The following is a 25,733-nucleotide window of genomic DNA, read 5'->3' as shown; positions in this document are numbered from 1 at the left end:
ACCCCGCCTTTGTCCGAAGTGTCCTGTTATAAATATACAACCAGAAGCATCACTCAGACTGTGCTTTGTTCCCTTGTTCAAAGTACCAATAACTATTTAAGCAATTCTGAATTATGGAATATATCGATCTGCGTTTGCTGATGTTGCAAGAACTGATCACGGACGCTTTCCAAAGCGCCTTCCCACACGAGCAAGCAATATCACGGGCAAAATTCCGACCACCACAATAGCAAGTGCGGCAATAGACGCTTCCTCGTAAGTCCCACGCGCGGCCTCACCATAAAGATGTGTCGCAAAGGTTTCAACGTTGAGCGGGCGCAGCAAAAGCGTTGCAGGCAGTTCTTTTACACAATCGACGAATACAAGCAGGCCTGCCGCCACGATAGCAGTTTTGGACAACGGCAAGTGAACCGCACAAAATGTCTGCGTCACCCCACGCCCCAATGTGCGCGACGCATGATCCAGCGACAAGGGTATGCGTTCCAATCCGGAATCGATCCCACCCGCAGAGATGGCAAGAAATCGGACGACATAGGCGTAGACGACGGCCGCGCCAGTTCCGATCAGTACCAACCCTGACGAAAATCCGAAGAAATGTGATGTAACCTGATTGAAGAGGTGATCGAAACCGCCAGCAACTACCAGAATGCCGATTGCGATTACGGTTCCAGGCGCCGCATACCCCATCGTCGACAGGCGATAAGACCAGCGCGAAATCGCGCCCGGAAAAAGCCGGACAGCATAGGCAATCAGCATTCCGCAAACCAACACCAGAACCGTCGCTACTGAAGCCAGGATGATTGTATTGAAAGCTTCACCGACCAATCGCGGGGACACGCCAGCAAAACGAACACGCTTTATGGCTTCCGCGACCAGATAGATCGCAGGCAGAACAAATCCAGCGATAACTGGCAGCGAGCAGAGACAGAACAACCAAGCGGCCTGCCCTCGTCTAACCTTCAATGGCTCAAAACCGCGCGAATGGCGAATATTGGAAGCAAAGCGCTGTTTTCGCCGCGCCCAGCGCTCAATTGAAACAAGCGCAACGACCAGAAACAGGAGAGCGAGTGCCAATTGGGCCGCGCCCGGCAAATCAGAACGCGTTATCCAGGTCGTGTAAATCGATACGGTCAATGTGCGAATGCCCAAAAACTCGGCAGCGCCCACATCATTCAATGTTTCCATCAAGGCCAGGCTAACTCCGACCGCTACAGCAGGCCGTGCAAGCGGTAAGGCAACCCGCCAGAAGATACCCTTGCGGCTAACACCCAGCGTTCTTGCCGCATCAATGAGGCTGGCGGACTGGGTGAGAAACATAGCTCGCGTCGGGATGTAGACATATGGGTAGAGGACGAAACCCAGAAGAATAATGCATCCTGCCATCGAACGGATATCGGGCAACCGAAACTGGCGCGGACTATCATATCCCAGCACGAAACGGACCGCGCCTTGTACCGGACCAACGGGGTGCAGAATATCAAGATAGGCATAGGCGATAATGTAAGTCGGCACGGCTAATGGCAGCAAAAGCGCCCATTCCAGCACGCCACGCCCACGAAAATCATAAGCTGTCACCAGCCATGCTGTCGATGTTCCAACAACCGCAGCGATAATGCCGACGCCGGTAAGCAGAACTATTGTTTCGAGAAAGGCCGTTGGAAGGTTGGTAGCGAACAGATGCGTCCATAGCCCGGTTGAGCCACGCATGGCTTCCAATACCAGAGCGAGGACCGGCAGCAGCACCAGAACCGCAATGAAGACCGAGAGCCATAGCCAATTGCGCCCTGCCCTTGCCGGTTGCAAAACTCGTTTCCGCAGGGTTGCAAAAGCTTCCATTGGTCTCTCTATAGTGCAACGCCGGCGCATGAACTGCACCGGCGCCATTCTGCTTAATTCAATCGGCTTTTAGTTGTCGAAACCGACTTTGTCGACCAGTTCGCTCGCCTGCTTGCGGTGACTGACAATTTCGGACAGTGGAACGTTGTCAATCTTAAGCTCGCCGAACGATTCCACGATCGGATCAAGTGGCGCACCCGGCTTGACCGGATATTCGTAATTGGCCTTCGCATAGATCTGTTGCGCCTCATCGGAGACAAGGTATTCAAGCAACTTGACTGCCTCTTCCTTGTGAGGTGCATGCTTTGCGACAGCCGCGCCGCTGATATTGACCTGCGTGCCGCCATCCTTGAAGGTTGGCAGCAGGACTTTGATGTCCTCGCCCCAGGCCTTCTGTTCGTCACCACCCTTGCCTGAACGCATCAGGCCGACATAATAGGAATTGGCCACCGCGATATCGCAAATGCCGCCGAGGATATCCTTGGCGCCGTCGCGATCCCCGCCTGCAGCCTTGCGCGCGAGATTATCCTTGAGGCCCTTGAGCCATTCTTCTGTTTTTTCCGCACCATAATGCGCGATGTAATCCGCAAAGAGAGCCGTATTGTAAGGATGCTGGCCTGCACGGATGCAGACTTTGCCCTTCCACTTCGGATCGGAGAGGTCTTCATAATTGATCTTGTCGAGCTCGAGGTCCTTGGCTGCATAGACAACACGAGCGCGCATGGACAGCGCGAACCAGTTATCCTTCGCATCGCGAAGCTGCTCCGGCACAGCCTCCTTCAACACCTTGGAATCGACCGGCTGGGTAAGGCCCTTGTCGACAAGATCGACCAGATTACCGGCATCCACTGTCATGAGGATATCGGCGGGCGAATTTGTACCTTCAGAGGCCACACGTTCTGCCAGACCATCCTTCAGAAACACCGTATTGACCGTAATTCCAGTGGACGATTTGAAAGCGTCGAGGAGGGGCTGAATGAGGCCCGGCTCGCGTGTCGTGTAAATGTTCACTTCATCTGCGTGGGCGGCTCCTGCGAACAGCGTTACTGCGACGAGAGCGAGACCGGAACGCGCAAATTTGGACATTTTACCTCCAATGGACCTGTTTCATTTTGAATTATGAGCGAACTAATCAAGTTATACGGGGAGGCTCACTGACGGTCAATTACCCTTACGGTCTTGGCGAAGATATTTTCTGTCACTTGGGGAAAACAAGCGCCTTATCCCATTGTGGGCATAGAACAATCTCGTTAGCCAATGCCGGAAGCCGTAGTTCTGTACGTACCCGCAGGCGGGGAACCGCATTCGTCACCTGTACGACAAGCTCCTCGATTTCACCGAGAAACGTACGGGATTCGATATGGCCGTGGAATGAAGCTTCGCTGGTCTCACCATCGGTCAGAATGGTGAAATCACGCGGACGCAGATAAACGAACGCTTCGGTATTCGGCTCAAGTTGCTCTGCTATGGCAAGCCCTCCAAAAGGAGTGACCAACTTATTGCCTTCGACTCTTCCCGGTATTACATTGAAGTCACAGAAAAAATCTGCTGCATAACGGTTCGCTGGCCGGTCATGCAGTTCGCGCGCCGTGCCGCTTTGTACTATCTCGCCAGCTCGCATCAGGACCACACGATCCCCGGTAGACAGCGCTTCTTCAGCCTCATGGGTTACGATAATCGCCGTTGTACCAAGCTCCCTCAACAAGGCTACCGTCTCATGACGAACCCGCGCGCGCAGACCTCTATCAAGATTTGAAAATGGCTCGTCCATCAACAGAAGATGTGGTTTCGGCGCAAGAGCCCGAACGAGCGCAACGCGCTGCTGTTCGCCACCTGACAGCATATGCGGGTAACGATCCGCCATATGAAAGAGCGACACCAGTTCCAGCAGTTCACGCGTTCTCTCATTCGCTTCGTCTCGGGACATGCTCCGCAAGCCAAAGACGATATTTTCCTTGACCGTCAGATGCGGAAACAAAGCGTAGTCCTGGAAGACGACACCAACGTTTCGCTTCTCCGGCTCAATAAAAACCGACGGTCCGACAAATGTCTTGCCCCCCATCGTGAGCGTTCCGCTGTCCGGGGCATCAATACCGGCAATGATGCGCAACAAGGAAGTCTTGCCACAGCCGGAATGACCAACCAGGCAGATAATTTCGCCTGCATGAACATCGAGAGAGACATCGTTGAGAGCACGCACAGCACCAAACTGGCGGCTAATATCGGACAAAGTTAGCGCCGGACCGGAATGACCGGAAACCTGTCTTTCGTCGTGCGGGTTGCGTGCGTCCATAAGCAAGATCGCGTATCCAGATTGCTATTCAGGCGGATATAGAGACACATTCTCCGGAAAGCTACCAAAACAGGATAGAATATCTCAGGAATATCGTAATTAAGTATTTCTAGAACGGCTTATCTGGTTGATCGCGAATGAAAAGCGAGCCATGTTCGCAATGCTTCCACATGCCAAATCACCCAATCGCATTGCAGGAGAATACCGAAATGGGGCCGGTCACGGATAAGGTGGCGACAGCAGAAAGCTTGCCGCAAGAAACCAAGATCGCCATCATTGGCGGCGGCGTCATCGGTGTTTCTACCGCCCTTTTCCTGGCCGAACGCGGTATTCCCGTCACCCTTCTTGAGAAGGGAGAGATAGCAGGTGAACAATCGAGCCGTAACTGGGGCTGGTGCCGCCGCACGGGTCGTGACAGCCGCGAAATGCCGCTCATCGTCGAGAGTATGCGGCTATGGGACAGCATGAACGAGCGCACAGGCCGCGAAACCGGCTTCCACGTTACCGGAATTGCTTACACGGCTGAAAAAGAAGAGCAAATGGCTCTTTATGCCGAGTGGATCAAGATCGCCCGCGAGCATGATATCGAAACGGAACTTCTCAACGCCAAACAAGCTGCAGCACTTGCACCGGGGATCAATCGTCGCCTTGCCGGCGGCATGATTACGCCGCTCGACGGTCGTGCGGAACCGCAAAAGGCCATTCCCGCATTTGCAGCAAAGGCACAAGAAGATGGCGCTGTCATTTTACAAAATTGTGCTGTACGCGGTATCGAAACGACCAATGGCCGTGCCACCGCCGTCCTTACCGAAAAAGGTCGCCTGCCATGCGAAGCAGTGGTTGTTGCGGGTGGAGCCTGGTCCAGACTTATTGTCTCTGCTTTCAATGCACATCTGCCGCAGTTGAAAGTTCGCTCGTCCGTATTCTGTACAGCGCCTATTGATGCCGGTGTGGAGGCCGCAATCGCATTTTCGGATTTTGCCCTGCGCAAGAGGTTGGACGGTGGTTATACGGTCGCGAGTCTTGGCGGCTCAATCGCCGATATCGTGCCTGACAGCTTCCGGTTCTTCCGCGATTTTATACCGTCGCTTTCTACAGAGTGGCGGTCGTTGCGATTCAGGTTTGGTGAACGCTTCTTCGAAGAAGCGTTCCAATGGAAGCTTCGTCCTGCCGATCAAATCTCCATCTTCGAGAAAATCCGAACGCTCGACCCTGCTCCACACAAGGCCGCCAACGCTCAGTTACTTGCGAAGCTGAAGCAGGCAATTCCGTCTTTCTCGTCGGCAACAATAGCACAGGAATGGGCCGGGCTCATCGACACGATGCCGGATGTCATCCCGGTCATTTCTCCCATTCCGGGCATCGAAGGGCTGATCGTTGCTACGGGGTTTTCAGGGCATGGTTTCGGCATTGGCCCAGGCGCTGGTAAGCTTGTGGCAGACATGGTTACAGGTGAAACGCCTGTCGTCGATCCATCGGCGTTCCATATATCGCGATTTTCCGATGGCTCCAAAATCCGCATCGAGAACTGGGGATAGGTCTTCGATCCAGACTATTCGATCACACCGCAGGCAAACCGAGCTCCGCCACCGCCAAGTGGCTTGGGCTCATCGGAATAATTGTCACCACCCAAGTGAACCATCAAAGCCTTGCCTTTGATTTCATCCAGTGACTTGAGGCGCGAGGCCGTAACACTTTGCGTTGCATTGCCCTCAGCATCAGTTTTAAGCAAGGGTAGGTCACCAAGATGCCCCTCGCCTTCCGGGCCCATATGATGCTTTGAATGTGAGGGATCATAGTGCCCACCCGCGGCTTCTGCCGGGATGGTTTTTCCGTCCTTTTCAGCAGGTGCACAGCTTCCGTTTTCGTGCACATGGAAGCCATGCTCACCAGACGGAAGGCCATGCAGATCCGGTTTGAACTGTAATCCTTCCGCAGTCTGCGAGATCATGACCATGCCGATTTCTTTTCCTTGACCAGTCGGCAGAGCTTCGTAGAGTTTGACACTCATATCTGCCGCGACAGCGGGAACTGTCAGAAGCATCATTGCTGAAGCAATCAATAACGGCTGCATCGTTTTCTCCTGATCGCAATGGTTCGTGATAAAGAGACAACGCACACTGTCTGAAATTGTTCGAAAATAAAATCTTCAAAGTGAGGGCCGTGTGACAAACGCCTGTCACACGGCCCGTTACAGGCTATACCGTTACGAACTGCGCCATCATACCCACATCTTCATGTTCCAGAACGTGGCAATGAAACATGAATGGATGGCTTTTCGCCGCTTCGCGGTCGAAATGAACGAGTATTTCGGCCTTCCCGTCGATCAATGCAGTATCCTTCCATCCCGATTGATGTGGTGGAGGGGCCTTACCGTTCAGGGAAAGAATGCGAAATGATGCTCCATGGATATGGAACGGATGCGGCATCTCTTTCGTTGTAAGATCCCAAATCTCCCAGGAGCCAAGTTTAGCCTCGACATCGATGCGGTCCATATCAAACGGCTTACCCGCAATTGCCATTTCCACACCCGAGGTCAAAGCTTCAAGCGCTGGTCCTGTATCGGCGGAAGTCCTGGCTCCATGCATATCGTGATCGGTGGCATCGGACTGCATCGAGCCCATATCCATGTTGCCCATGTCATGACCGGCGTGAGGATCGGCTGACGGCTTCGCCATCATCAGCTTCATGTTTTCCGCCATACGTTCGTCGAAGAAAAATGAGCGGCGCTTTACAGAGAGTTTTTCATCAGGTGCATCAGGACCGTCCAGACGATCTGGAAGCGTCGTGATTTTCCGCTGCAATGCAGCGTCTACGACAAACCGCATCAAGTGCAGATCGTCATCGCCGCTATCGTCGCCGTAGGTCAGCAAGTCAGCCGCCTCGCCCTTGGAAAAATCAACAAGAACCTCATAGCGTTCACCAGGACTGATGGTCAGCCTTTCAACTGGTTCAGGTTTTCCAATAAATCCACCATCCGATGCTACTACGAGCAAAGGCCGATTATCGCTCAAACGAACATGAAAATTTCGCGCATTGGCGCCATTCAGGATGCGCAGACGGACGATGGATGCAGGGACACGTGCCTCGGGTGAAACGACACCGTTCACAATAAGCTTGCCGCCACGGAAACCGTGCATCAAATCCATAATGTCGGGCTCGTAAATCTTGTTGCCCTCAACTACCCGGCGATCCTGAAGTACCAGTGGAATATCGTCCACACCGTAATCTTCTGGCAGTCCGCGCTCAGCATCCTTTCCATCAGTCACAACCATGAGACCGGCAATGCCCAAATGCGCCTGACGGGCGGTGTTGCCATGCAAATGCGGATGGAACCAGTTGAACGAAGCCGGCTGTTCAACTTTGACTTTTGGCTGCCAGGCCTTGCCCGCCGCAATCACATTGTGAGGTCCGCCGTCGAGTATGGACGGAACGAAAAGCCCATGCCAATGAAGCGTGGTCCCTTCATCCATACTATTTTCGACGGAAAGAGTGACCGTTTCCCCCTTCGTCAAGCGGACGAGCGGGCCGAGATAGGCACCATTGATGCCAGCCGATGCCGCTTCGCTTCCTTCTTCAAAGCTGTGTCGTCCGGTCTGTACTTTCAGTTTAACGACACCCGATGCATCGGGTTCGATCAGTGGCGGCAGAGGCAAGGGCCGACCGGCCGGAGCGATCGATGGGGCAGATGCACCGTGGCCCATTTTCTGATGTGCATCTTGGGCCGGGCTGTCAAAAGGACGAATGGCAGTAACAAAGGCAGCCCCTGCACCAAGAATCAGCAGGCGGCGGCGTGTAATTCCAGACATGGTAAGTCTCCAGACAATAATCATGATAGCCGCCAAAACCCGGCGGCGATTTCCAGATCAAGCCTGAAGCGATATGGGAGGTCGTAAATCACCTCTGGGAGATTTGCCGCTTAGAGCCGCCACGAGCGGGGGCAAGCCAAAATCCTGTGCGGGAGCAAACGAACGCAAATCAGCACCGAGCTGAAACACACAGCCACATGTCATCATAACGCAAGCATTTGGTGTTTTGACACCATGATCCATCGGGGCAGTTTTGCCCACGTCCGCCGATGGCCCGGTGACGCCCATGTGATGTGGCACACCCGCACTGACATCAGAAACCACCGGCACAGACGGCGCGTCATGCGCCATTGCATAACAAAGCTGTACCGAAAAAAGAAACAAAAGCGATAGCAATGTCATGAGCACACGGGAGGGCAAACACAAGACCGCATGATCTCGTGCTGTATTCCTCAGACCGACATCGTACTGTGCTCGATACATCTTCGCTTCCAAACCGACGGCACTGGAAATCTAGTCTTCCGTTACGGCAAATAAAAGACCAAGCGGAGCGCTGACGAGAATTTTACCCACTTTCGTTTTCTTTCTAAAACATCGCATTCGAAATCATAAAATTGCTTGAAAGCCGTTTTCCGCTTGCGATTCTATATTCCGCGGTTTTAAAGAACCTTATCTCGGGCTCCTCCCCCCAATTTTGACTGCCCGCAAATATTGGATCTGAAACAATGACTGTCGCTGTAGCGGTTGCTCCGCAGAAAAATTCCGCGCGCCGTGTTCTGGCCGCGAGCATGATCGGCACCACGATCGAGTTCTTTGACTTCTATATTTACGCAACCGCTGCGGTGATCGTATTCCCGCATCTCTTCTTCCCTGCGAGCGACGGCAATTCCGCGCTTCTTCAATCTCTGGCGACCTTTGCGATTGCATTCTTTGCCCGCCCCATCGGTGGTGCATTGTTCGGTCACTTCGGGGATAAAGTCGGTCGCAAAGCGACGCTGGTTGCGGCACTCATGACTATGGGTATCTCCACAGTCGCCATCGGCTTTCTGCCAACCTATGATTCGATAGGCGTCTGGGCAGCTCTCCTGCTAGCTCTGTGCCGCCTGGGTCAGGGGCTCGGTCTCGGTGGCGAATGGGGCGGTGCAGTACTGCTTGCAACAGAGAATGCACCGGAAGGCAAGCGCACATGGTACGGCATGTTCCCGCAGCTTGGCGCTCCAGTCGGCTTCATTCTGGCGACAGGTATCTTTCTCCTTCTGGCCGAACTGCTCACCGAAGAACAATTCTTTGCATTCGGCTGGCGTATTCCTTTCATCGCCAGCGCCCTGCTGGTTGGCGTTGGTCTGTTCATCCGTCTGAAAATCGCTGAAACGCCAGAATTCCAGAAGGCAATCGATAAGGCTGAACGTGTTGAGGTTCCGGTTGCGGCTCTGTTCAAGAAGCACAAGATGAGCCTGTTTCTCGGCACCATCGGTGCTGTTGCAACCTTCGTCCTGTTCTACCTCATGACAGTCTTCTCACTCGGCTGGGGTACACGCGCCCTTGGTTACAGCCGTGAGGAATTTCTTATTCTTCAGATGGTTGGCGTAATCTTCTTCGGGCTCATGATCCCAGTAGCAGCGCTGCTTTCCGACCGCTTCGGCATGCGTCCGATCATGATCATCGTCACTGTCCTGATCGGCCTCTACGGCTTCATCATGGCACCTTTGTTCATGGCTGGTACGGCTGGCGTTCTCGCATTCCTTATCATCGGCTTTGGTTTGATGGGCCTCACCTATGGTCCAATCGGTGCAGCTCTGGCCGAGCCGTTCCCAACCTCGGTCCGCTATACAGGCGCTTCGCTGACCTTCAATCTGGCGGGTATTCTCGGTGCTTCGGTTGCGCCCTATATCGCGACCTGGCTCGCAACGCATTATAGCTTCGACTATGTCGGCTATTACATGTCTGCGGCCGCGGTCATCTCGCTGATCGGTTTTGCATTCATCTCATTCAAGCGGGGCGAGTAATAAACCCTACGAAACAAAAAGCCCGCGTGGAGCGATCCACGCGGGCTTTTCTTGTTAAGGAGCTTTCAGCTCTTATTCGGCGTCAGCAGCTTCCAGTGCGATAGCCACCGACTGGATAATCGAAGCAAAACGCACGGCGGTCTGGATCGTTTCCGACGTCATATTGGCCTTGCGCAGAACATCCTCATGCGCATCGATGCACATGCCGCAGCCGTTGATCGCAGATACAGCCAGCGACCACAGTTCGAAGTCGACCTTATCGACACCCGGATTACCGATCACATTCATACGCAGCTTCGCTGGCATGGTGCGATAGTCCTTGTTGGTCGCAAGATGTACGAAGCGGTAATAGACATTGTTCATGCCCATGATCGACGCAGCCGACTTTGCTGCCTGAATGACGGAGGTGTCGACCTTGGTAGTGGCTTCTGCAACAAGCGCCTTGCGCACGTCTACATTGCGGGAGGCAATGCCGCAGGCGACGAACAGGCCGTACTTTTGCTGCGGTGTCAGCGTTTCGTCGCTTGCCATCGACGAAAGATTAAGACGAACGTCCTTGGCGAAATCCGGGATTTTTGACTTCAGATCATCAATGGACATGGAACCCTCTGTATCTGTCACTTTGGATATTAGATAAAAGAAAGGCGGGCCTTGACCCGCCTTTCTGCCAATAATTGGGACCGATCAGGCAGCCTTGAGCGTCTCGCCACCGACTTCGCGGTTGCATGGGCAGAGCTCATCGGTCTGCAACGCATCGAGAACGCGCAGCGTGTCCTTGGGAGCGCGGCCAACGTTGAGGTTGGTTGCGTAAACATGCTGGATCGTATTGTCCGGGTCGACAACAAAGGTGTAGCGGTATGCCACACCATCCGGCGAGCGAACGCCAAGACCATCAACCAGCGAACCATTCGTGTCGGCAAACGACCAGATCGGCAGCTTGTCGAGATCCTTGTGATCACGACGCCATGCGAGCTTCACGAATTCATTGTCGGTCGAGCCACCAAGAACGACGGCGTCACGGTCTTCGAAGTCCGATGCAAGACGCGCAAATTCTGCGATTTCGGTCGGGCAAACAAAGGTGAAGTCCTTAGGGTAGAAGAAGATGACCTTCCACTTGCCCGCGAAGCTTGCTTCGGTGATTTCTTCAAATGCCGAAACACCATTTTCTTCATGATGGTTGAAGCCGGGCTTTACGCCGGTGACCTTGAAGGAGGGGAGCTTGTCGCCAATACCGAGCATCTTATACCTGCCTGTAAATTCCGTTTCTATGCGGAAATTTCTGAATTTTCAGAATTTTCCGTCTACGAGTCATATATAGGGCTTCTTGTTAAATCGGTCAAAGCGATTATAACGATCAAATCTATCGATTTTAACGATGGAAAAGGCCGAAGATTCAATGCTCAATATCAGCGTCCGCCAACTCCATTATTTTATGGCTCTCGTCAAAGCGGGCTCTTTTTCACGAGCAGCAGAAGTTGTCGGCGTTACCCAATCGACATTGAGCGCCGCTATTCAGGCACTCGAGACAGAGCTTGGCGTAATGCTGATCGACCGCTCGGGTCGACGGATGCAGCTTTTGCCCGCTGGCGAAGACTTTCTGGCGCGTGCCCGCACTATTGTAGCTCTCATCGAGGAACTACCCGAACATGCACGACAGGCCGAGCGCCCGCTCACGACCAGACTGCGGATGGGTGTTATTCCGTCGATCGCTCCGTTTCTACTACCTAAAGTCCTGCCTGCAACCGCCAAAGCCTTTCCCGAATTGCAATTGACTATTCGTGAAGGCCTGACCCGCTCCCTGCTCGACAGCTTGCGTTCAGGATCGCTCGATGTTGCACTCGTTGCTCGTCCTTATGATCTCGAGGAGTTTGAAGTAGCCGAGCTTGGGCAGGACATATTCTTTCTGGCGGTACGACGCGATCATGCATTGGCCAATCGGGATCGGGTTGAGGCAGATGACTTGCAGGACCAGCCGTTTCTCCTACTGGAAACCGGGCATTGTCTTCGTGAACACGTTATGGCCGCTATAGGATCCACACCTGCACAAGCTGATGGCGACGTTCACGCCACATCCATAATGACATTGGTGCAACTCGTTGAGTTCGGGATGGGGGTTACACTTCTGCCCGAAGTGGCGGTCAAAGCCGGGGTCACGCGCGGAACGGAGTTGAGCATCGTTCCGTATGAAAGCAAGAACAATTACCGCTCACTGGTCCTCGTCTGGCGTTCCAACGCCGCCCGCCGCAACGAATTCCAGCTCTTCGCCGAGCATCTTCGCGGCAAATGCATGAAGCCTGGCTAAAGAATTCCCCAGGCACGAAAGCGTCCGCGCCCGGTGATTTCTCTCAGATTGAGCTCCGAGATCAGTTTCAAAGCCCCCTGCTGCGTGACCTGCAATTCCTTCTCCACCATCTGACTGGAAATAAGCGGTCTGTGTAGAACCATTTCCATCAGTTGCGGCAATCGCGAGTTGGATCTGCGTCCCTTGAGCTTACGCTGCATCTGCTCACGCGCCAGAAGCAATCGGTCGTGCTCCTTCATCGTCGTGTCGGCAGCATCTTCGATGCTTTCAAAAAACGCCTTGAGACGGATCGGACGGTTGGGTGAACGCCGTTCATCCGGTCGCTTCGTGCGAAGACCGAGGCTGATTACCGGTAAATGAGCTGTTGCAAGGCCGCCCTGTCGGAGCAAGGCCGCAGTCAGCAACCGTCCGATCCATGATGATCGCTGCACAACTTCCAGAGAAAACCAGGCATCGTGGACCAATGCAGCGCGCATAAGCGGCGGCAAATATCTTGTGGCCGCAAGACAATCCCGCCATTCCTGCAAACGTGCGTCCTCATCCCAGTCTTCGTCATAAAGCAACGCATCGCGCGCAGCCGTGTCCAGTTTTGGCCTGCCTGAAGCAGCACCTTTCAAAAGTGCGTCGGTCCGCGCAAGCAAGCTATCAATATCGTTGAGCAGTGGATCGACAGCATCCATTGCTTCGGACGGTTCAATCTCGCTGAGGGGCGTGGCATTAACAGCGCGGCCAAGTAATTGCTGAATACCGGTGGACCCCAGAGCCCAGTCAGCAGACCTACCGGCAATCTGCCGACGCATACGTAACACGGCATGCGCAATGGTCAGCGCATGGCTTGGCATTCGGCTGTTCATCAAGGCGTCGTGCAAGACCAAGTCTTCCATATGCACGAGCTCACCTTCAAGCCACATTGACGCAACAGCATCATGCATGTGCATCCGCTCGACCATACCCTCGCGAATGGGCGAGCGCGCAAGCCGTTCGTCAAGCCGCACTAGAGCCGCCGTAGCCTTGCTAACGGGTACGAAAAACTCTTCGAACGGCAAATCGTCGATCTTGTAGGCCATATCCCGCTTATCGCAGCCGATTGCGGGAAAAGGCAAACGAAATTACCACCCTATCCGAGGACTTCCGCAACTTTGACAGTGCGATCTTCCTTGACCGAACGAAGAGCCGCCTCGGCCAGAGCCAAAGCTTGCAACCCATCCTCTGCCGAAGGGTGCGGTGCTTTGCCTGTATCAAGTGCATCGATAAACGAGGCTATTTCCGCTGCGTAAGCAGCGGTATAGCGCGTCATGAAAAAATCGTGCAGCGGCGGGCGGTTATAGCCATCTCTGGAAGCTATTTCTATCGAGACTGGACGCTGGTTCTCCGCCGAAACGGCGCCGAGAGATCCATGGACTTCGATCCGTTGGTCATAACCATAGGAAGCGCGACGTGAATTGGAAATAACGCACTGTCGACCGGAAGGGGTCGTCAGGATGACGCTCGCACTATCGTAATCCCCGAGTTCTCCGATCTTTGGATCGACAAGCACTGAGGCCGAGGCCGATACACTCTCGATTTCCTCACCGAGAAGGAAACGCGCCATGTCAAAATCATGGATCGTCATGTCACGGAAAATGCCGCCGGATACCTTTATATATTCAGCAGGCGGCGCACCTGGATCGCGGCTGGTGATTGTCACCATTTCAACATTACCGATGCGTTCATCGTCGATGGCTTTGCGTACTGCTGCGAAATGCGGATCGAAACGGCGGTTGAAGCCCAGCATCACCTTTCCACCGGTTTCGTGAATGACATTCAGGCAGGCTCGAACGCGTGCAAGATCGAGATCGATCGGCTTCTCACAGAAAACAGCCTTGCCGGCGCGCGCAAACCGTTCAATAAGATCGGCGTGTGTATTTGTCGGTGTGCATATCAGCACTGCATCGATGTCATCTGATTTCTCGATAGCATCAATGCTGCGAACATCCGCCCCGGCAGAATCGGCGATTGCCCTTGCCGCCGCCTCGTTGGCGTCCGCAACGGCGATTAGTTGAGCCCGCTTGTCCGCCGCGATTGCGCCGGCATGAACCTTGCCGATACGGCCCGCGCCGAGCAGTGCCAAACGTGTCACCATTGCCTCATCCTCCCAGGAAACTGGCCATCTTCAGTCAGCCGAAGATATGTTATAGAATATTTATTCCATTTTGCTAGAATGTGACATAAAGATTGTCAAGAGATCATATTGAGAGGCCAATGATGGATTCCCCTACACCGTCATCAATCAGCGTTCCAACGAATATCAAGGAATTCGAGGCGAAGCTGCTAGAGGTTTCCGACCGTTTGCCGAAGAGACTGAAACAGTGCGCCGATTTCGTTGCTGCCAACCAGGATCGTATCGCAGTGTCGACCGTCGCCGAGATGGCTGAGGGCGCTGGGGTGCAGAGTTCCGCCTTCATGCGCTTCTGCCAGATCATGGGCTTCTCCGGTTTTTCGGAGATGCAGAAGCTGTTCCGGGAATCCTATGCGGGAGGCTGGCCTGACTATTCAACAAGACTGCAGCATTTGCGAGAAACGGCAACAGGCAGCGCTCCCGCCCTTCTCGCCGAATTTGCCGAAGCAGGTCGCACCTCTCTTGAAGGTTTGCTCAAAACCATTGATCCGGTTGCACTGGAAAAGGCCGTTCAGCTTTTGGCCAGCGCGCAGACGATCCACATCGTTGGCATCCGCCGCGCTTTTCCCGTTGCAAGCTACCTGGCTTACGCGCTGGAAAAGATGGAGGTTCCGGCCATGCTGCACAGCGCGGTCGGCAAACTGGAGAACCTGCATGCTATTCGCGAAGGCGACGTGCTTCTGGCGATTACTTTCTCCCCCTATTCACCGGAAACGGTCGCCATGGCCGAAACTGTCGCCGCGCGGGGCATCGACGTCGTCGGCATTACCGACACATTTGTCAGCCCTATGAGTAAATCCGCCAAGCAGACTTTGCTGGTTTCGGAAGTGGATTTCGGTGCATTCCGTTCACTCTCCGCAACGCTTTGTCTCGCCATAGCGCTCGCTGTCTCCGTAGGGACAGCACGTCAGAACGACTAACCCTTCCCGTGCATATTCCATTTTTCAGTTGAAATAGAATAATAAATCTATTTTAATCAAAAATGGAATAACTGCTATGTGTGAATCATGCACAGCCATGCAGCAATAAGAAAATAATGAGGGAGGACGCAGTGAAGCGGCTCGACTTGATTACAATTGGCCGATCTTCGGTTGACCTGTACGGCGCACAGGTTGGCGGCCTTCTGGAAGACATGGCCTCCTTCAACAAATATGTCGGTGGCTCTCCCACCAATATTGCGACTGGAACCGCACGGCTCGGACTCAAATCGGCGCTGATTACGCGTGTCGGTGACGAGCATATGGGGCGCTTTCTGCTACGCGAGCTAGAACGCGAAGGCGTTGACACGCGCGGCATCGTCACCGACCCGGAACGCCTCACCGCTCTCGTTATTCTCGGCATTCGCGACCAACAGCATTTCCCGTTGATCTTCTATCGCGAGAATTGTGCCGACATGGCCTTGTGCGAGGACGACATCGACCCAGCATTCATTGCCGAATCTGGCTGTGTGCTAGCCACCGGCACACACTTGTCACATCCGAAGACGGAGGCCGCCGTCTTGAAGGCTCTTCGACTTGCTCGGGAAAATGGCAGCCGGACGGCGCTCGACATTGATTATCGCCCCAATCTCTGGGGGCTTTCCGGCCACGGCGACGGTGAGAACCGTTTCATCGAATCCGCAGCCGTTACCGCCAAACTGCAATCGACGCTCCATCTGTTTGATCTCATCGTCGGAACCGAAGAGGAATTTCATATTGCGGGCGGTTCGACAGATACGCTGGAGGCGCTGAAAGCCGTGCGCGACGTGACGAATGCTGCACTGGTGTGCAAACGCGGCTCCATGGGGGCAGTGGTTTTCGAAGGCACAGTTCCCAATAGTCTCGACCAAGGACAAAGCGGCGAAGGTTTCCCGATTGACGTTTTCAACGTTCTCGGTGCCGGCGACGGGTTCATGTCCGGGCTTTTGCGAGGCTGGCTGAAGGGCGAAGACTGGCCGACCAGTCTCAAATTCGCCAATGCCTGCGGAGCTTTCGCAGTCTCGCGGCATGGATGCACGCCAGCCTATCCGAGTTGGGAAGAGCTTCAGTATTTTTTCCGCACCGGTATCCGCAACAAGGCTTTGCGCAAGGATGACGCTCTGGAGCAGATACATTGGTCCACCAATCGCAACCGTCACTGGCCACATATGCGCGTCTTCGCTTTCGATCATCGCATCCAGCTTGAAGAAATGGCCGCAGAGGCGGGCGTTTCGACAGACAAGATCGGTGAATTCAAGCAGCTTTGCCTGAATGCAGCCTTGCAGGTGGCAAATGGCGCTGAAGGTTACGGCATATTGTGCGACGGACGGCTAGGTCGAGATGCGCTTTACCGGGCAGCAGGCACGGGCTTGTGGATCGGGCGGCCCACCGAATGGCCCGGCTCTCGCCCACTCAAACTGGAACCGGAACTCGGTCCGGACTGTGGTGGACTGGTCGAGTGGCCCGTCGAGAATGTCGTAAAATTATTATGTTTCTATCATCCCGAGGATAGCGCTGAATTCAAGGCTGAACAGGAAGGAACTGTCTCACGTCTTTTTGCAGCCGCTCGGCGCAATCGACTGGAATTCCTTTTGGAAATCATTCCGTCCAAAGCAGGCCCCATCGACGATGACACCACAGCACGCGTGATCGAGCGCTTTTATGAGATCGGGGTCTATCCCGACTGGTGGAAGCTCGAGCCCATGAAAACCAAAGCAGCCTGGGCCAATGCCTGTGACGCGATCATACGCAACGATGCACACACACGCGGCATTGTTGTTTTGGGATTGGACGCACCTGCCGAAGAACTGGAAGCCAGCCTCGCAATTGCTGCCGAATTCGACCTCGTCAAAGGTTTCGCAGTGGGGCGCACGATCTTTGGCGATGCAGCGCGCAAATGGTTGAACGGTTCGATAAGCGACGAAGAAGCAATCGCCGACATGGCCGCGCGCTACCGCAGTCTTTGCAACGTCTGGGACAGAGTGCGTACATACTGAATTCGTTCTGCCGGGAGAAAGCTGGAGGAGCTATGAAAACCGTTCGATTGACCGCCGCGCAAGCATTGGTGCGCTACCTCGCAAACCAGATGACGCTGGATGGTGAGACTTTTATCGCAGGCGTTTGGGCTATTTTCGGCCACGGTAATGTGGCCGGACTCGGCGAGGCGCTCCATGGCATTCGCGAAGAACTGCCGACTTGGCGCGGCCACAATGAACAGACAATGGCGCATGCAGCCATTGCCTATGCCAAGCAGCTTGGCCGCAAGCGCGCTTGCGCCGTCACCTCCTCCATCGGCCCCGGCGCAACGAACATGGTCACCGCGGCTGCCCTCGCCCATGTCAACCGTCTACCGGTTCTGCTTATTCCGGGCGATGTCTTTGCCAATCGCGGTCCTGATCCCGTCCTGCAACAGATCGAGGATTTCAACGACGGCACCATGACCGTGAATGACTGTTTTCGTCCGGTCAGCCGCTATTTCGACAGGATCACTCGACCCGAACAACTTCTCACCGCCCTGCCTCGTGCCTTCCGCACCATGACAGATCCCGCCGATTGCGGACCAGTAACGCTTGCCTTCTGTCAGGATGTGCAGACGGAGGCCTATGATTGGCCGGAGGAATTCTTTGCAGAGAAAGTCTGGCACTGGCGTCGTCCGCCGCCGGATGAACATGAACTGGCGATGGCAGCAGCGGCGATAAAAACAGCGCTCAAGCCCGTCATCGTTGCAGGCGGCGGGGTGCATTACTCCGGTGCCCACGACGCGTTGCGCAATTTTGCCGAAGTGCACGGCATTCCTGTCATCGAAACGCAGGCTGGCAAATCGGCGCTCCCATGGGATCATCCGCTCAACTTCGGTCCGGTAGGCGTAACCGGAGCGGACAGCGCCAATGCGATAGCTGCGGAAGCCGATCTCGTGATCGGTGTTGGCACGCGCTTTCAAGACTTCACGACAGGATCCTGGGCACTGTTCAAGCATCCGGGACGCAAGCTTCTCTCGCTAAACGTCCAGCCCTATGACAGCTCCAAACACGGTTCGCGGCCATTGGTTGCTGATGCAAAAATCGGTCTTGAAGCTCTCTCAAAAGCGATTGGCAGCTATAAACGCCAACCCGTGGATACCGCTTTGAAAGAGAAATGGTTTACGGCGGCAGACCGATTTACTGCTGCCCCAAGTGATGGCAATGCCTTGCCGACCGATATGCAGGTTATCGGCGCGGTGCAGCGCCAGGCACGCGAAAACACGGTCGTCATGTGCGCGGCGGGCACAATGCCCGGAGAATTGCACCAACTCTGGAAAGCCGATCGTCCCATGTCCTACCACATGGAATACGGCTTTTCCTGCATGGGTTACGAAATCGCCGGTGGCCTTGGTATCAAAATGGCCGAACCTGATCGAGACGTTATCGTGATGGTCGGCGACGGCTCCTACATGATGGCCAATTCCGAGCTCGCCACTGCCGTCATGATGGGGCAGAAGATTACTGTCGTCATCACCGACAATCGCGGTTTCGGCTGTATAAACCGGCTGCAAATGGCAACTGGTGGCGCCGAGTTCAACAACCTGCTCGACCATTCGAGCCATGTGAACCCGTCGCACATCGATTTCGCCGCTCATGCCGGAGCTATGGGTGCAGATACGAAGAAAGTAGGGTCTATCCGCGAGTTGGAAGAAGCTCTGGCGGAAACCCGCAACAGTGAACGCACAACTGTCGTCATTATCGATACCGATCCTTATCCGACGCCTGAAACTGGTGGATGGTGGTGGGATGTCGCCGTACCGGAAGTCTCGGAGCGCGAGCAGGTGCGCGCTGCGCGTAAAGATTATGAAGCCAAGCTCAAAGAAAGAAACTGACCGATGATCCTCTATGGCACCAATCCTATTGCCTGGTCGAACGACGATGATCGCAGCCTCGGCGCGCATATCACACTGGATCAATGTCTCGATGAAACCGCTGAGATCGGCTTCGACGGGATCGAGAAAGGTCACAAGTTTCCGCAGGAACCGGCTGCACTTAAAGCCGTTCTTGAACCTCGTAAGCTTCGCTATGTATCGGGCTGGCATTCACTCAATCTGCTGGTGAATTCGGTCGAAGAAGAAAAAAAGGCAATGCAGCCTGCGCTCGACCTCCTGAAAGCAATGGGCTCGAAGGTCATCATTGTTTGCGAAACCTCGAACGCCATTCACGGCGACAACGACAAGTCACTATCCGAACGTCCGGTTCTGGAAGAAGTGCGTTGGGAAGAATTCGGCGAGGGCGTCGAAGCACTGGCAGAATATGCTGCCGCACAGGGTATCGCTCTTGTTTATCACCATCACATGGGCACAGTGGTGCAGAGCGAGGATGAAATCGATCTTCTGATGCAGCATACAGGGCCGCATACCAAGCTTCTCCTCGATACCGGCCACTGCCTGTTCGGCGGCGGCGATCCAGAGCGGGTTGCGAACAAACATATGGCACGCGTGGGCCATATCCATGCCAAGAACGTTCGCCCGGCAATAGCGACCGAAGTGCGTGACCGGGGCCTGTCGTTTCTGGAGGGCGTCCGTCGCGGTGTGTTCACAGTCCCTGGCGATACGGAAGGCGGCGTCGACTTCGTACCTGTGCTGAAAATTGCAGCGGAAAATGGTTATCAGGGCTGGCTGGTGATCGAAGCCGAGCAGGATCCCGATATTCGTAATCCTTATAAGTACCAGTCGCTTGGATTGAAATCGCTCAAGTCATTCGCACGTGAGGCAGGACTCGACAAAGGAGACTAAGACATGGCCAATTTGTTGCGCAAACCCAACGGTACGCATGGCAAGGTCCATGACATCAGCCCGGAGAGTGCCGAATGGGGTTATGTCGGATTCGGGCTCTATCGTCTCAAGCCTGGTGAAAGCGTTTCGGAAAAGACCAACTCGACCGAGGTGATCCTCGTTCTCGTGGAAGGCAAGGCAAAGATTTTTGCCTCTGGCGAGGATTTCGGCGAAATGGGCGAACGCATGAATGTGTTCGAGAAACTGCCGCCACACTGCCTCTATGTGCCTGCTGAAAGCGATTGGCGTGCGACTGCCACAACGGATTGTGTTCTGGCCGTTTGCACCGCGCCGGGCAAGCCGGGCCGCAAGGTGCAGAAGCTTGGGCCGGAAAGTCTGCCGCTGGAACAGCGCGGAAAGGGTGCCAACACCCGCTTCATTCATAATATCGCGATGGAAGGCCGCGATGTTGCTGACAGCCTTCTTGTCACCGAAGTATTCACACCGCAGGGAAACTGGTCGTCCTATCCACCTCATAGGCACGACGAAGACAATTTTCCGGACATGACCTATCTGGAAGAGACCTATTATCACCGTCTCAACCCGGCACAGGGTTTCGGCTTCCAACGTGTTTTCACCGAAGATGGAAGCCTTGATGAAACCATGGCTGTCGCGGATGGAGATGTCGTGCTCGTACCAAAGGGGCATCATCCATGTGGCGCACCCTATGGGTACGAGATGTACTATCTCAATGTAATGGCTGGCCCCTTGCGCAAATGGCGGTTCAAGAACCATCCCGATCACGATTGGATTTTCAAGCGCGATAATCCCTGATCTGCCTTCGGGTTCAGACCGACTCGTGTAAGCTTTCGGCAAGTCTGTATAAGACTTGCCGATTTGCTTTTTGGGGAGAGCCAATTGAACGAGCGTGTGCGCTTTCAGCTTTCGTCTGCAGTTTTTGTCATTCTTGCACGCGGACCAGAAATCTGCATGTTGCAGCGGAAAGCAACCGGGTGGATGGACGGTTCGTTCAGTATTCCCGCAGGAGGGCTAGATACTGGCGAAACGATCCGTGCTGCAGCGGTACGTGAAGCATTCGAAGAGATCGGCGTAGTTGTAGCGCCGGAAGATTTGAAACCAGTCCACACGCTGCATAGCCTAACTGCGGGCAACCAATGGCTCGGCCATTTCTTTTGCACGAATGAATGGATTGGCACGCCTGCCATATGTGAGCCGGACAAGCATGCCGATCTGGAATGGAGAAGCTTGAACAATCTGCCGGAGAACACCATTCCCTACGTCCGGCAGGCACTCCTCGGCATTGCCCGCGGTGAACTTTACTCAGAGTATGGATGGAACTGAAATTCCAGAAAGACCGCCCCTTCTAGAGGCGGGCAACTTTCTTAAGGTCGTCGATTGCTCCGGGTGCAGCCACGAAAACCTTATTGCCCTTGGTGAGCTTTTCTCCGTCCACCGGGAAAGGATGCACATAGCCGCCCGCCTCACGCACGAGGCAGAATCCCGCCATGCAATCCCAGGCATGCATATAAGGCTCATAATAGCCGACCAGTCTGCCAGCCGCGACATAAGCAATCATGAGCGCACCGGAACCATTGCGAATAAACGTGCCGCCTGCTTCAAGCAGATCTTCGACGATTTTCGCCACGACTTGCGGTGTGACATAGTTATTGGCACCGATACCTGTCACCGAATTGCGGATAGTGCGGCTCGAATCGAGCACCAGCGTCTTGCCATCGAGTGTTGCGCCAAGGCCTTTGGCCGAAGCATAAAGCTCGTCAAAACAAGGGGCTTGAATGACCCCGATTACCGGTTCGCCGTCTTTTAGAACGGCAATGGAAACACACCAGTTCGGCATGCCATTCACGAATGGACTGGTGCCATCAATGGGATCCACAACCCATGTATAACCGGAAGAACCTTCATTCAGCCCATATTCCTCTCCCAGAAAGCCATCCTGTGAAAAAGTTTCCGACACACGGGATCGAATAAGTTGCTCAACATCGCGGTCGGCAATGGAAACCACATCCTGCGGATCACGCTTGGTTTCGATAACCAGCGTTTCACGCCGCTTGAAATAGTCGAGAGCTTTGGCGCCCGCTTCACGCGCGATCGTTTCGGCAAGCGCAAGCCGCGCTTCTAGTTCCTGTCGGGGATGGGAAGTCATGATGATTTTCCGATGAGAGGTAAATAAAGGCACGACTTTTCTGCGCCTATTGATTGATGATGGCAAGCCCGCGCGTTTTGAACTCGATAGAGACATCGGTTTGTGGTGGCAAAGCCTCTTCGACCGCCGGATCGACAATGAAAAGCTTGCCGTGCTCGGTTTCGATTTCATACTCGATATGATCGCCTAGATAGGCTGAATGCGCGATACGTCCAGGAAAACCACCATCTGCCTTTGGCTGCAACGTCACTGCATTCGGACGGATCGCAAGTTGTGCCGGTCCCGGTCGGGCATTGCGCGCGGCGACACGGTGCGTCAGGCTACCGACGCGAATAACGGCTTCGCCACCGTCAGCCGTCATCACCTCACACGGCACAACATTCGCTTCCCCCATGAAATCCGCGATGAAGGCCGAGGCGGGTGTTTCATAGAGATCGCGCGGGCTGCCCTTCTGTGCGATATTGCCCTCCTTCATGACGATGATCGTATCGGAGACTGCGAGCGCCTCGTCCTGATCGTGTGTCACATAAACGGCAGTAAACCCGAGCCGCTGTTGCAGCTCGCGAATTTCTGTACGCACCCGACGGCGCAGGCGCGCGTCGAGGTTCGAAAGCGGTTCGTCCAGAAGCAAAACCTGCGGCTCCAGCACCAGAGCGCGAGCCACCGCCACGCGTTGTTGCTGGCCACCCGAAAGTTCAGCCGGAAGGCGATGCCCCATTCCGGCAAGACCGACAAGCTTCAAACCCTCTTCAGCACGTTCCCGCGCTTCCGCCTTTTTCAAGCCCGAGGATTCCAACCCATAGGCCACATTGTCGAGCGAGTTCATATGCGGAAAGAGCGCATAGGACTGGAAAACCATCGATACATCACGCTCATTGGCTGGCAGATTGGTCACGTCCTTGCCGCCAATCAGGATGCGGCCCGCCGTCGGGTGTTCAAGCCCCGCCAGCAACCGCAATGTCGTCGTCTTACCGCAACCGGACGGTCCAAGCAGCGTCACCAGAGTTCCCGGCTCGACAGTCAGGGAAAGATCGGGCAAGGCGGTGAAATTGCCGAACTTTTTGGTGACGTTTTCAAATGTAACGGAGCCGGGACGGATCGCAGTCATGCGGTTTTCTCCTGACGAGCGGTTTTGATGGACGTGACAGCAGCGACGCGGTTTTCGCGTCTGAGCTTTCGTTCCCCCACGAGAAGCTGGAAACCTGTAATGACGATGATCATCACGACAATCAGCATCGATGAATATGCAATTGCAACACCGAACTCACCGTTTTCAACGAGCCCGACAATGTAGGAAGTTGCCATGTTGTACTGCGCCGAAACGAGGAAAATGACCGCGCTGATGGAGGTGATGGCTCGCACGAATGAATAGACCAATGCTGCCGTGATCGCCGGGCGCAGTAATGGCAGAATGACCTTCCGGATCGTGCGGAAACTGTTCGCCCGCAACGTCAGGGAGGCTTCATCGAGACTCTTGTCGAGCTGGCTCATGGCTGCGATGCCACCACGCACACCCACCGGCATGTTGCGGAACACGAAACATGCGATCAGGATCAGCGCAGTACCGGTCATTTCAAGCGGTGGCAAATTGAAGGCCATGATGTAGCTGACGCCAATGACTGTTCCGGGAATGGCGAAGCTCAACATCAGGGCAAATTCGAAGACATTCCGCCCGACGAAACGCTGACGAACGATCAGATAAGCCGTCAGCAAACCGACTGCCGCAGTCAGCGGTGCCGAAATCAGCGAAATTTCCATAGTCGTCCAGAACGAGTTCCATGCCACGCCGGTCCACGCAATGCCGCTTTCGGTCCAGTTGATGGAAAACGCGCGCGCGTAGTGTTCAACCGTCAGTGTATTGTCGAGCCCCCACTGCCGCACAAAGCCGCCGATAAGGATCATCGCATAAACGACAATGGTGAAAATCATCCACGGAATGACAAGGGCATAAACGCCGATCTTCAGCCCGCGTGGCAACCCGGCATGCATGCCGGAATCACCCTTGCCGGTCACGGTCGCGAAGTTCTTGCCCGAGAGCCATACACGCTGGATAAGAAATGCGGTCAGTGTGAAACAGAGCAGCACGATAGCAAGGACCGCCGCACGTGATGGATCGTTCTGCGCACCCACCACTGCAAAGAATATTTCAGTCGAAAGTACACCATTGCTGCCTCCGAGCACCATCGGATTGCCGAAATCCGCCATGCTTTCGATAAAAGCGATGAGAAATGCATTGGCAAGGCCCGGCGCCATCAGTGGCAGTGAAACTCTGCGAAACGTGCGCCAGCGATCGGCACGCAAAGTTTGCGATGCCTCTTCCATAGACGGCGACACACCTTCGACAACACCGATAAGCACGAGGAAGGATATCGGCGTGAAGGATAGAACCTGCGCAATCCATATTCCGGTGAGGCCATAAAGCCACCGACCGGGTTCGACACCGAATATATTGGAGATCTGTTCGGTCACCACGCCCGCGCGACCAAAGAGCAGCGTCAATGCAAGACCAACAACGAATGGTGGCGTGATGATCGGCAGTATGGTGAGAAGACGGAGGCCTTTCTTGAAAGGGAAATTTGTGCGGGTCGCAACAAGCGCAAAGGCAAGCCCCAGCACCGTGGCCCCCGTCGCAGTCATCAAAGCCAGCCACAATGTGCGCCACGCAACGCCGCATCGCCCTTCACCGACTACGCATGCCAGGCTCCAGATGGAGGAATCCTGAATGTTGCCGATGAAGCCTTCAGGCTTGAACGAGCCGTCGAAATCCTGCACCGACCCGACAAACATGATGATAACGGGGTAAAAGACGAAAACGCCCACCAATGCGACAAGCAAGGTAATGGACGAAACGACGAAAGCGTCCCCTTTCATCACGCCGCGTTCCGCGAGGCCAAACGAGAAAATCAGCAAGAAGCAGAGCCCCGTTAGTATCGCCCCTGCACCGAAAGCCGGCTGACCATCGGCAAGTGCACCGAACAGGTTTTCGCTGATCGTCCAGTTCCAACCGGAAAAACCGATAGCCAATCCTTGCAGGGCCAGGAAAATCACACCGAGGAGGCTTCCCCAGATCATAAGCCCGCTACGACGCTCGACAGGCAATAGGAAGCGGGCAGCAGCACAAAGCAACATGAATATAGCGACAGCGCCAAGCCACGGGCGCCCGAAGAAGACGATCTGCCAAATGCCAGGCGCAGTTGCGCCATCGCCGAACATTCCAGCCAGCCAGCCGAAACTCAGAAAACCATCTTCTATGCGATACCACGGCAGTAAAACAAATGCCGCCAGCGCCAACGCCAGAACAATATCCAGTCTGCGATTATGCTGTTTCATGGATGTCCGCGTCCCTCCGGATCAGGAATTTCTGAGGGATGGCCAAGGGCTTCAGCATTCCTGAATATTTCAGGAATGCTGTTCCCTTGCCCTGCCATTCAGGACAGGTGCGTCGCATAC

Annotated in this window: 22 protein-coding genes; 9 read left to right on the top strand and 13 right to left on the bottom strand. The window is 54.6% G+C overall.

What is annotated here, in order from left to right:
• Window positions 1-156 precede the first annotated feature (156 nt).
• From FIB18_RS01155 to FIB18_RS01145, 3 genes are all read right to left on the bottom strand, one after another.
• Window positions 157-1,836 carry an ABC transporter permease gene (locus FIB18_RS01155; protein ID WP_140019001.1) on the bottom strand — a complete coding sequence of 560 codons (1,680 nt, stop codon included), beginning with the start codon at window positions 1,834-1,836 and terminating at the stop codon, window positions 157-159.
• Window positions 1,837-1,905: 69 nt separating this feature from the next.
• Window positions 1,906-2,922 (bottom strand): Fe(3+) ABC transporter substrate-binding protein, encoded by a 1,017-nt coding sequence (locus FIB18_RS01150; RefSeq protein ID WP_140019000.1) that lies wholly within the window; start codon window positions 2,920-2,922, stop codon window positions 1,906-1,908.
• Between the two features lie 112 nt (window positions 2,923-3,034).
• Entirely contained in the window at window positions 3,035-4,129 is a 1,095-nt protein-coding gene (locus tag FIB18_RS01145; protein ID WP_140019382.1) for an ABC transporter ATP-binding protein, read from the bottom strand.
• 209 nt (window positions 4,130-4,338) lie between these two features.
• Here FIB18_RS01145 and FIB18_RS01140 point away from each other — a divergent pair, with 209 nt between their 5' ends.
• Window positions 4,339-5,667, top strand: a complete 1,329-nt coding sequence (locus tag FIB18_RS01140) for an NAD(P)/FAD-dependent oxidoreductase (protein ID WP_140018999.1) — start codon at window positions 4,339-4,341, stop codon at window positions 5,665-5,667.
• Between the two features lie 14 nt (window positions 5,668-5,681).
• On the opposite strand, the gene sodC is transcribed toward FIB18_RS01140, so the two are convergent.
• The 3 genes from sodC to FIB18_RS25100 form a co-directional block, all read right to left on the bottom strand.
• Complete coding sequence (gene sodC, locus FIB18_RS01135) at window positions 5,682-6,203, bottom strand: superoxide dismutase family protein (RefSeq protein ID WP_140018998.1); 522 nt, start codon at window positions 6,201-6,203, stop codon at window positions 5,682-5,684.
• Between the two features lie 124 nt (window positions 6,204-6,327).
• Window positions 6,328-7,938 carry a multicopper oxidase CueO gene (gene cueO / locus FIB18_RS01130; RefSeq protein WP_140018997.1) on the bottom strand — a complete coding sequence of 537 codons (1,611 nt, stop codon included), beginning with the start codon at window positions 7,936-7,938 and terminating at the stop codon, window positions 6,328-6,330.
• Window positions 7,939-7,995: 57 nt separating this feature from the next.
• Window positions 7,996-8,421, bottom strand: a complete 426-nt coding sequence (locus FIB18_RS25100) for a hypothetical protein (RefSeq protein WP_140018996.1) — start codon at window positions 8,419-8,421, stop codon at window positions 7,996-7,998.
• A 242-nt stretch (window positions 8,422-8,663) separates the two neighbouring features.
• Between FIB18_RS25100 and FIB18_RS01120 the strand changes: the two genes are divergently transcribed.
• Window positions 8,664-9,944, top strand: a complete 1,281-nt coding sequence (locus FIB18_RS01120; RefSeq protein WP_140018995.1) for an MFS transporter — start codon at window positions 8,664-8,666, stop codon at window positions 9,942-9,944.
• 72 nt (window positions 9,945-10,016) lie between these two features.
• Here the strand turns inward: FIB18_RS01120 and FIB18_RS01115 are convergent, their stop codons facing one another.
• Window positions 10,017-10,544, bottom strand: a complete 528-nt coding sequence (locus FIB18_RS01115; RefSeq protein ID WP_140018994.1) for a carboxymuconolactone decarboxylase family protein — start codon at window positions 10,542-10,544, stop codon at window positions 10,017-10,019.
• 84 nt (window positions 10,545-10,628) lie between these two features.
• Entirely contained in the window at window positions 10,629-11,183 is a 555-nt protein-coding gene (locus FIB18_RS01110) for a peroxiredoxin (protein ID WP_006469087.1), read from the bottom strand.
• A gap of 157 nt (window positions 11,184-11,340) precedes the next feature.
• Here FIB18_RS01110 and FIB18_RS01105 point away from each other — a divergent pair, with 157 nt between their 5' ends.
• Entirely contained in the window at window positions 11,341-12,246 is a 906-nt protein-coding gene (locus tag FIB18_RS01105; protein ID WP_140018993.1) for a hydrogen peroxide-inducible genes activator, read from the top strand.
• Here FIB18_RS01105 and FIB18_RS01100 read toward each other — a convergent pair.
• Together FIB18_RS01100 and iolG are read right to left on the bottom strand one after the other, a co-directional pair.
• The gene (locus FIB18_RS01100) at window positions 12,243-13,313 is read right to left on the bottom strand and encodes an RHE_PE00001 family protein (protein WP_140018992.1); all 1,071 of its coding nucleotides are present in this window, start codon (window positions 13,311-13,313) and stop codon (window positions 12,243-12,245) included. The two genes, FIB18_RS01105 and FIB18_RS01100, sit on opposite strands and share 4 nt — an antisense overlap.
• A 50-nt stretch (window positions 13,314-13,363) precedes the next feature.
• Window positions 13,364-14,368, bottom strand: a complete 1,005-nt coding sequence (gene iolG, locus FIB18_RS01095) for an inositol 2-dehydrogenase (RefSeq protein WP_140018991.1) — start codon at window positions 14,366-14,368, stop codon at window positions 13,364-13,366.
• Between the two features lie 122 nt (window positions 14,369-14,490).
• Between iolG and FIB18_RS01090 the strand changes: the two genes are divergently transcribed.
• From FIB18_RS01090 to FIB18_RS01065, 6 genes are all read left to right on the top strand, one after another.
• Window positions 14,491-15,324, top strand: coding sequence for a MurR/RpiR family transcriptional regulator (locus FIB18_RS01090; RefSeq protein ID WP_140019381.1), 834 nt, complete (start codon window positions 14,491-14,493; stop codon window positions 15,322-15,324).
• A gap of 116 nt (window positions 15,325-15,440) precedes the next feature.
• Window positions 15,441-17,357: a bifunctional 5-dehydro-2-deoxygluconokinase/5-dehydro-2-deoxyphosphogluconate aldolase gene (locus FIB18_RS01085; protein ID WP_140018990.1), complete on the top strand. Its 1,917-nt coding sequence runs from the start codon at window positions 15,441-15,443 to the stop codon at window positions 17,355-17,357.
• A gap of 32 nt (window positions 17,358-17,389) precedes the next feature.
• On the top strand, window positions 17,390-19,213 hold the full coding sequence (iolD, locus tag FIB18_RS01080; protein ID WP_140018989.1) for a 3D-(3,5/4)-trihydroxycyclohexane-1,2-dione acylhydrolase (decyclizing): 1,824 nt from the start codon (window positions 17,390-17,392) through the stop codon (window positions 19,211-19,213).
• Window positions 19,214-19,216: 3 nt separating this feature from the next.
• Window positions 19,217-20,119 (top strand): myo-inosose-2 dehydratase, encoded by a 903-nt coding sequence (gene iolE, locus FIB18_RS01075; RefSeq protein ID WP_140018988.1) that lies wholly within the window; start codon window positions 19,217-19,219, stop codon window positions 20,117-20,119.
• A 3-nt stretch (window positions 20,120-20,122) separates the two neighbouring features.
• Window positions 20,123-20,932 carry a 5-deoxy-glucuronate isomerase gene (gene iolB, locus FIB18_RS01070; protein WP_140018987.1) on the top strand — a complete coding sequence of 270 codons (810 nt, stop codon included), beginning with the start codon at window positions 20,123-20,125 and terminating at the stop codon, window positions 20,930-20,932.
• Window positions 20,933-21,016: 84 nt separating this feature from the next.
• Window positions 21,017-21,460 carry an NUDIX hydrolase gene (locus FIB18_RS01065; protein ID WP_140018986.1) on the top strand — a complete coding sequence of 148 codons (444 nt, stop codon included), beginning with the start codon at window positions 21,017-21,019 and terminating at the stop codon, window positions 21,458-21,460.
• Between the two features lie 22 nt (window positions 21,461-21,482).
• Here FIB18_RS01065 and FIB18_RS01060 read toward each other — a convergent pair whose 3' ends face one another.
• Genes FIB18_RS01060 through FIB18_RS01050 form a run of 3 tightly spaced genes read right to left on the bottom strand, consistent with a single transcriptional unit; the run spans window position 21,483 to window position 25,613 of the window.
• Complete coding sequence (locus tag FIB18_RS01060; protein ID WP_140018985.1) at window positions 21,483-22,283, bottom strand: inositol monophosphatase family protein; 801 nt, start codon at window positions 22,281-22,283, stop codon at window positions 21,483-21,485.
• Between the two features lie 46 nt (window positions 22,284-22,329).
• The gene (locus tag FIB18_RS01055) at window positions 22,330-23,391 is read right to left on the bottom strand and encodes an ABC transporter ATP-binding protein (RefSeq protein ID WP_140018984.1); all 1,062 of its coding nucleotides are present in this window, start codon (window positions 23,389-23,391) and stop codon (window positions 22,330-22,332) included.
• Complete coding sequence (locus FIB18_RS01050) at window positions 23,388-25,613, bottom strand: ABC transporter permease (protein WP_140018983.1); 2,226 nt, start codon at window positions 25,611-25,613, stop codon at window positions 23,388-23,390. The genes FIB18_RS01055 and FIB18_RS01050 overlap by 4 nt, the downstream gene beginning before the upstream one ends.
• Window positions 25,614-25,733: the final 120 nt, after the last annotated feature.

Origin of the sequence: Brucella pecoris (assembly GCF_006376675.1) — a bacterium.
GTDB classification, from domain to species: domain Bacteria; phylum Pseudomonadota; class Alphaproteobacteria; order Rhizobiales; family Rhizobiaceae; genus Brucella; species Brucella pecoris.
Note: the sequence above shows the minus strand (reverse complement) of the source record. Positions and strands in the feature narration are given on the sequence as shown.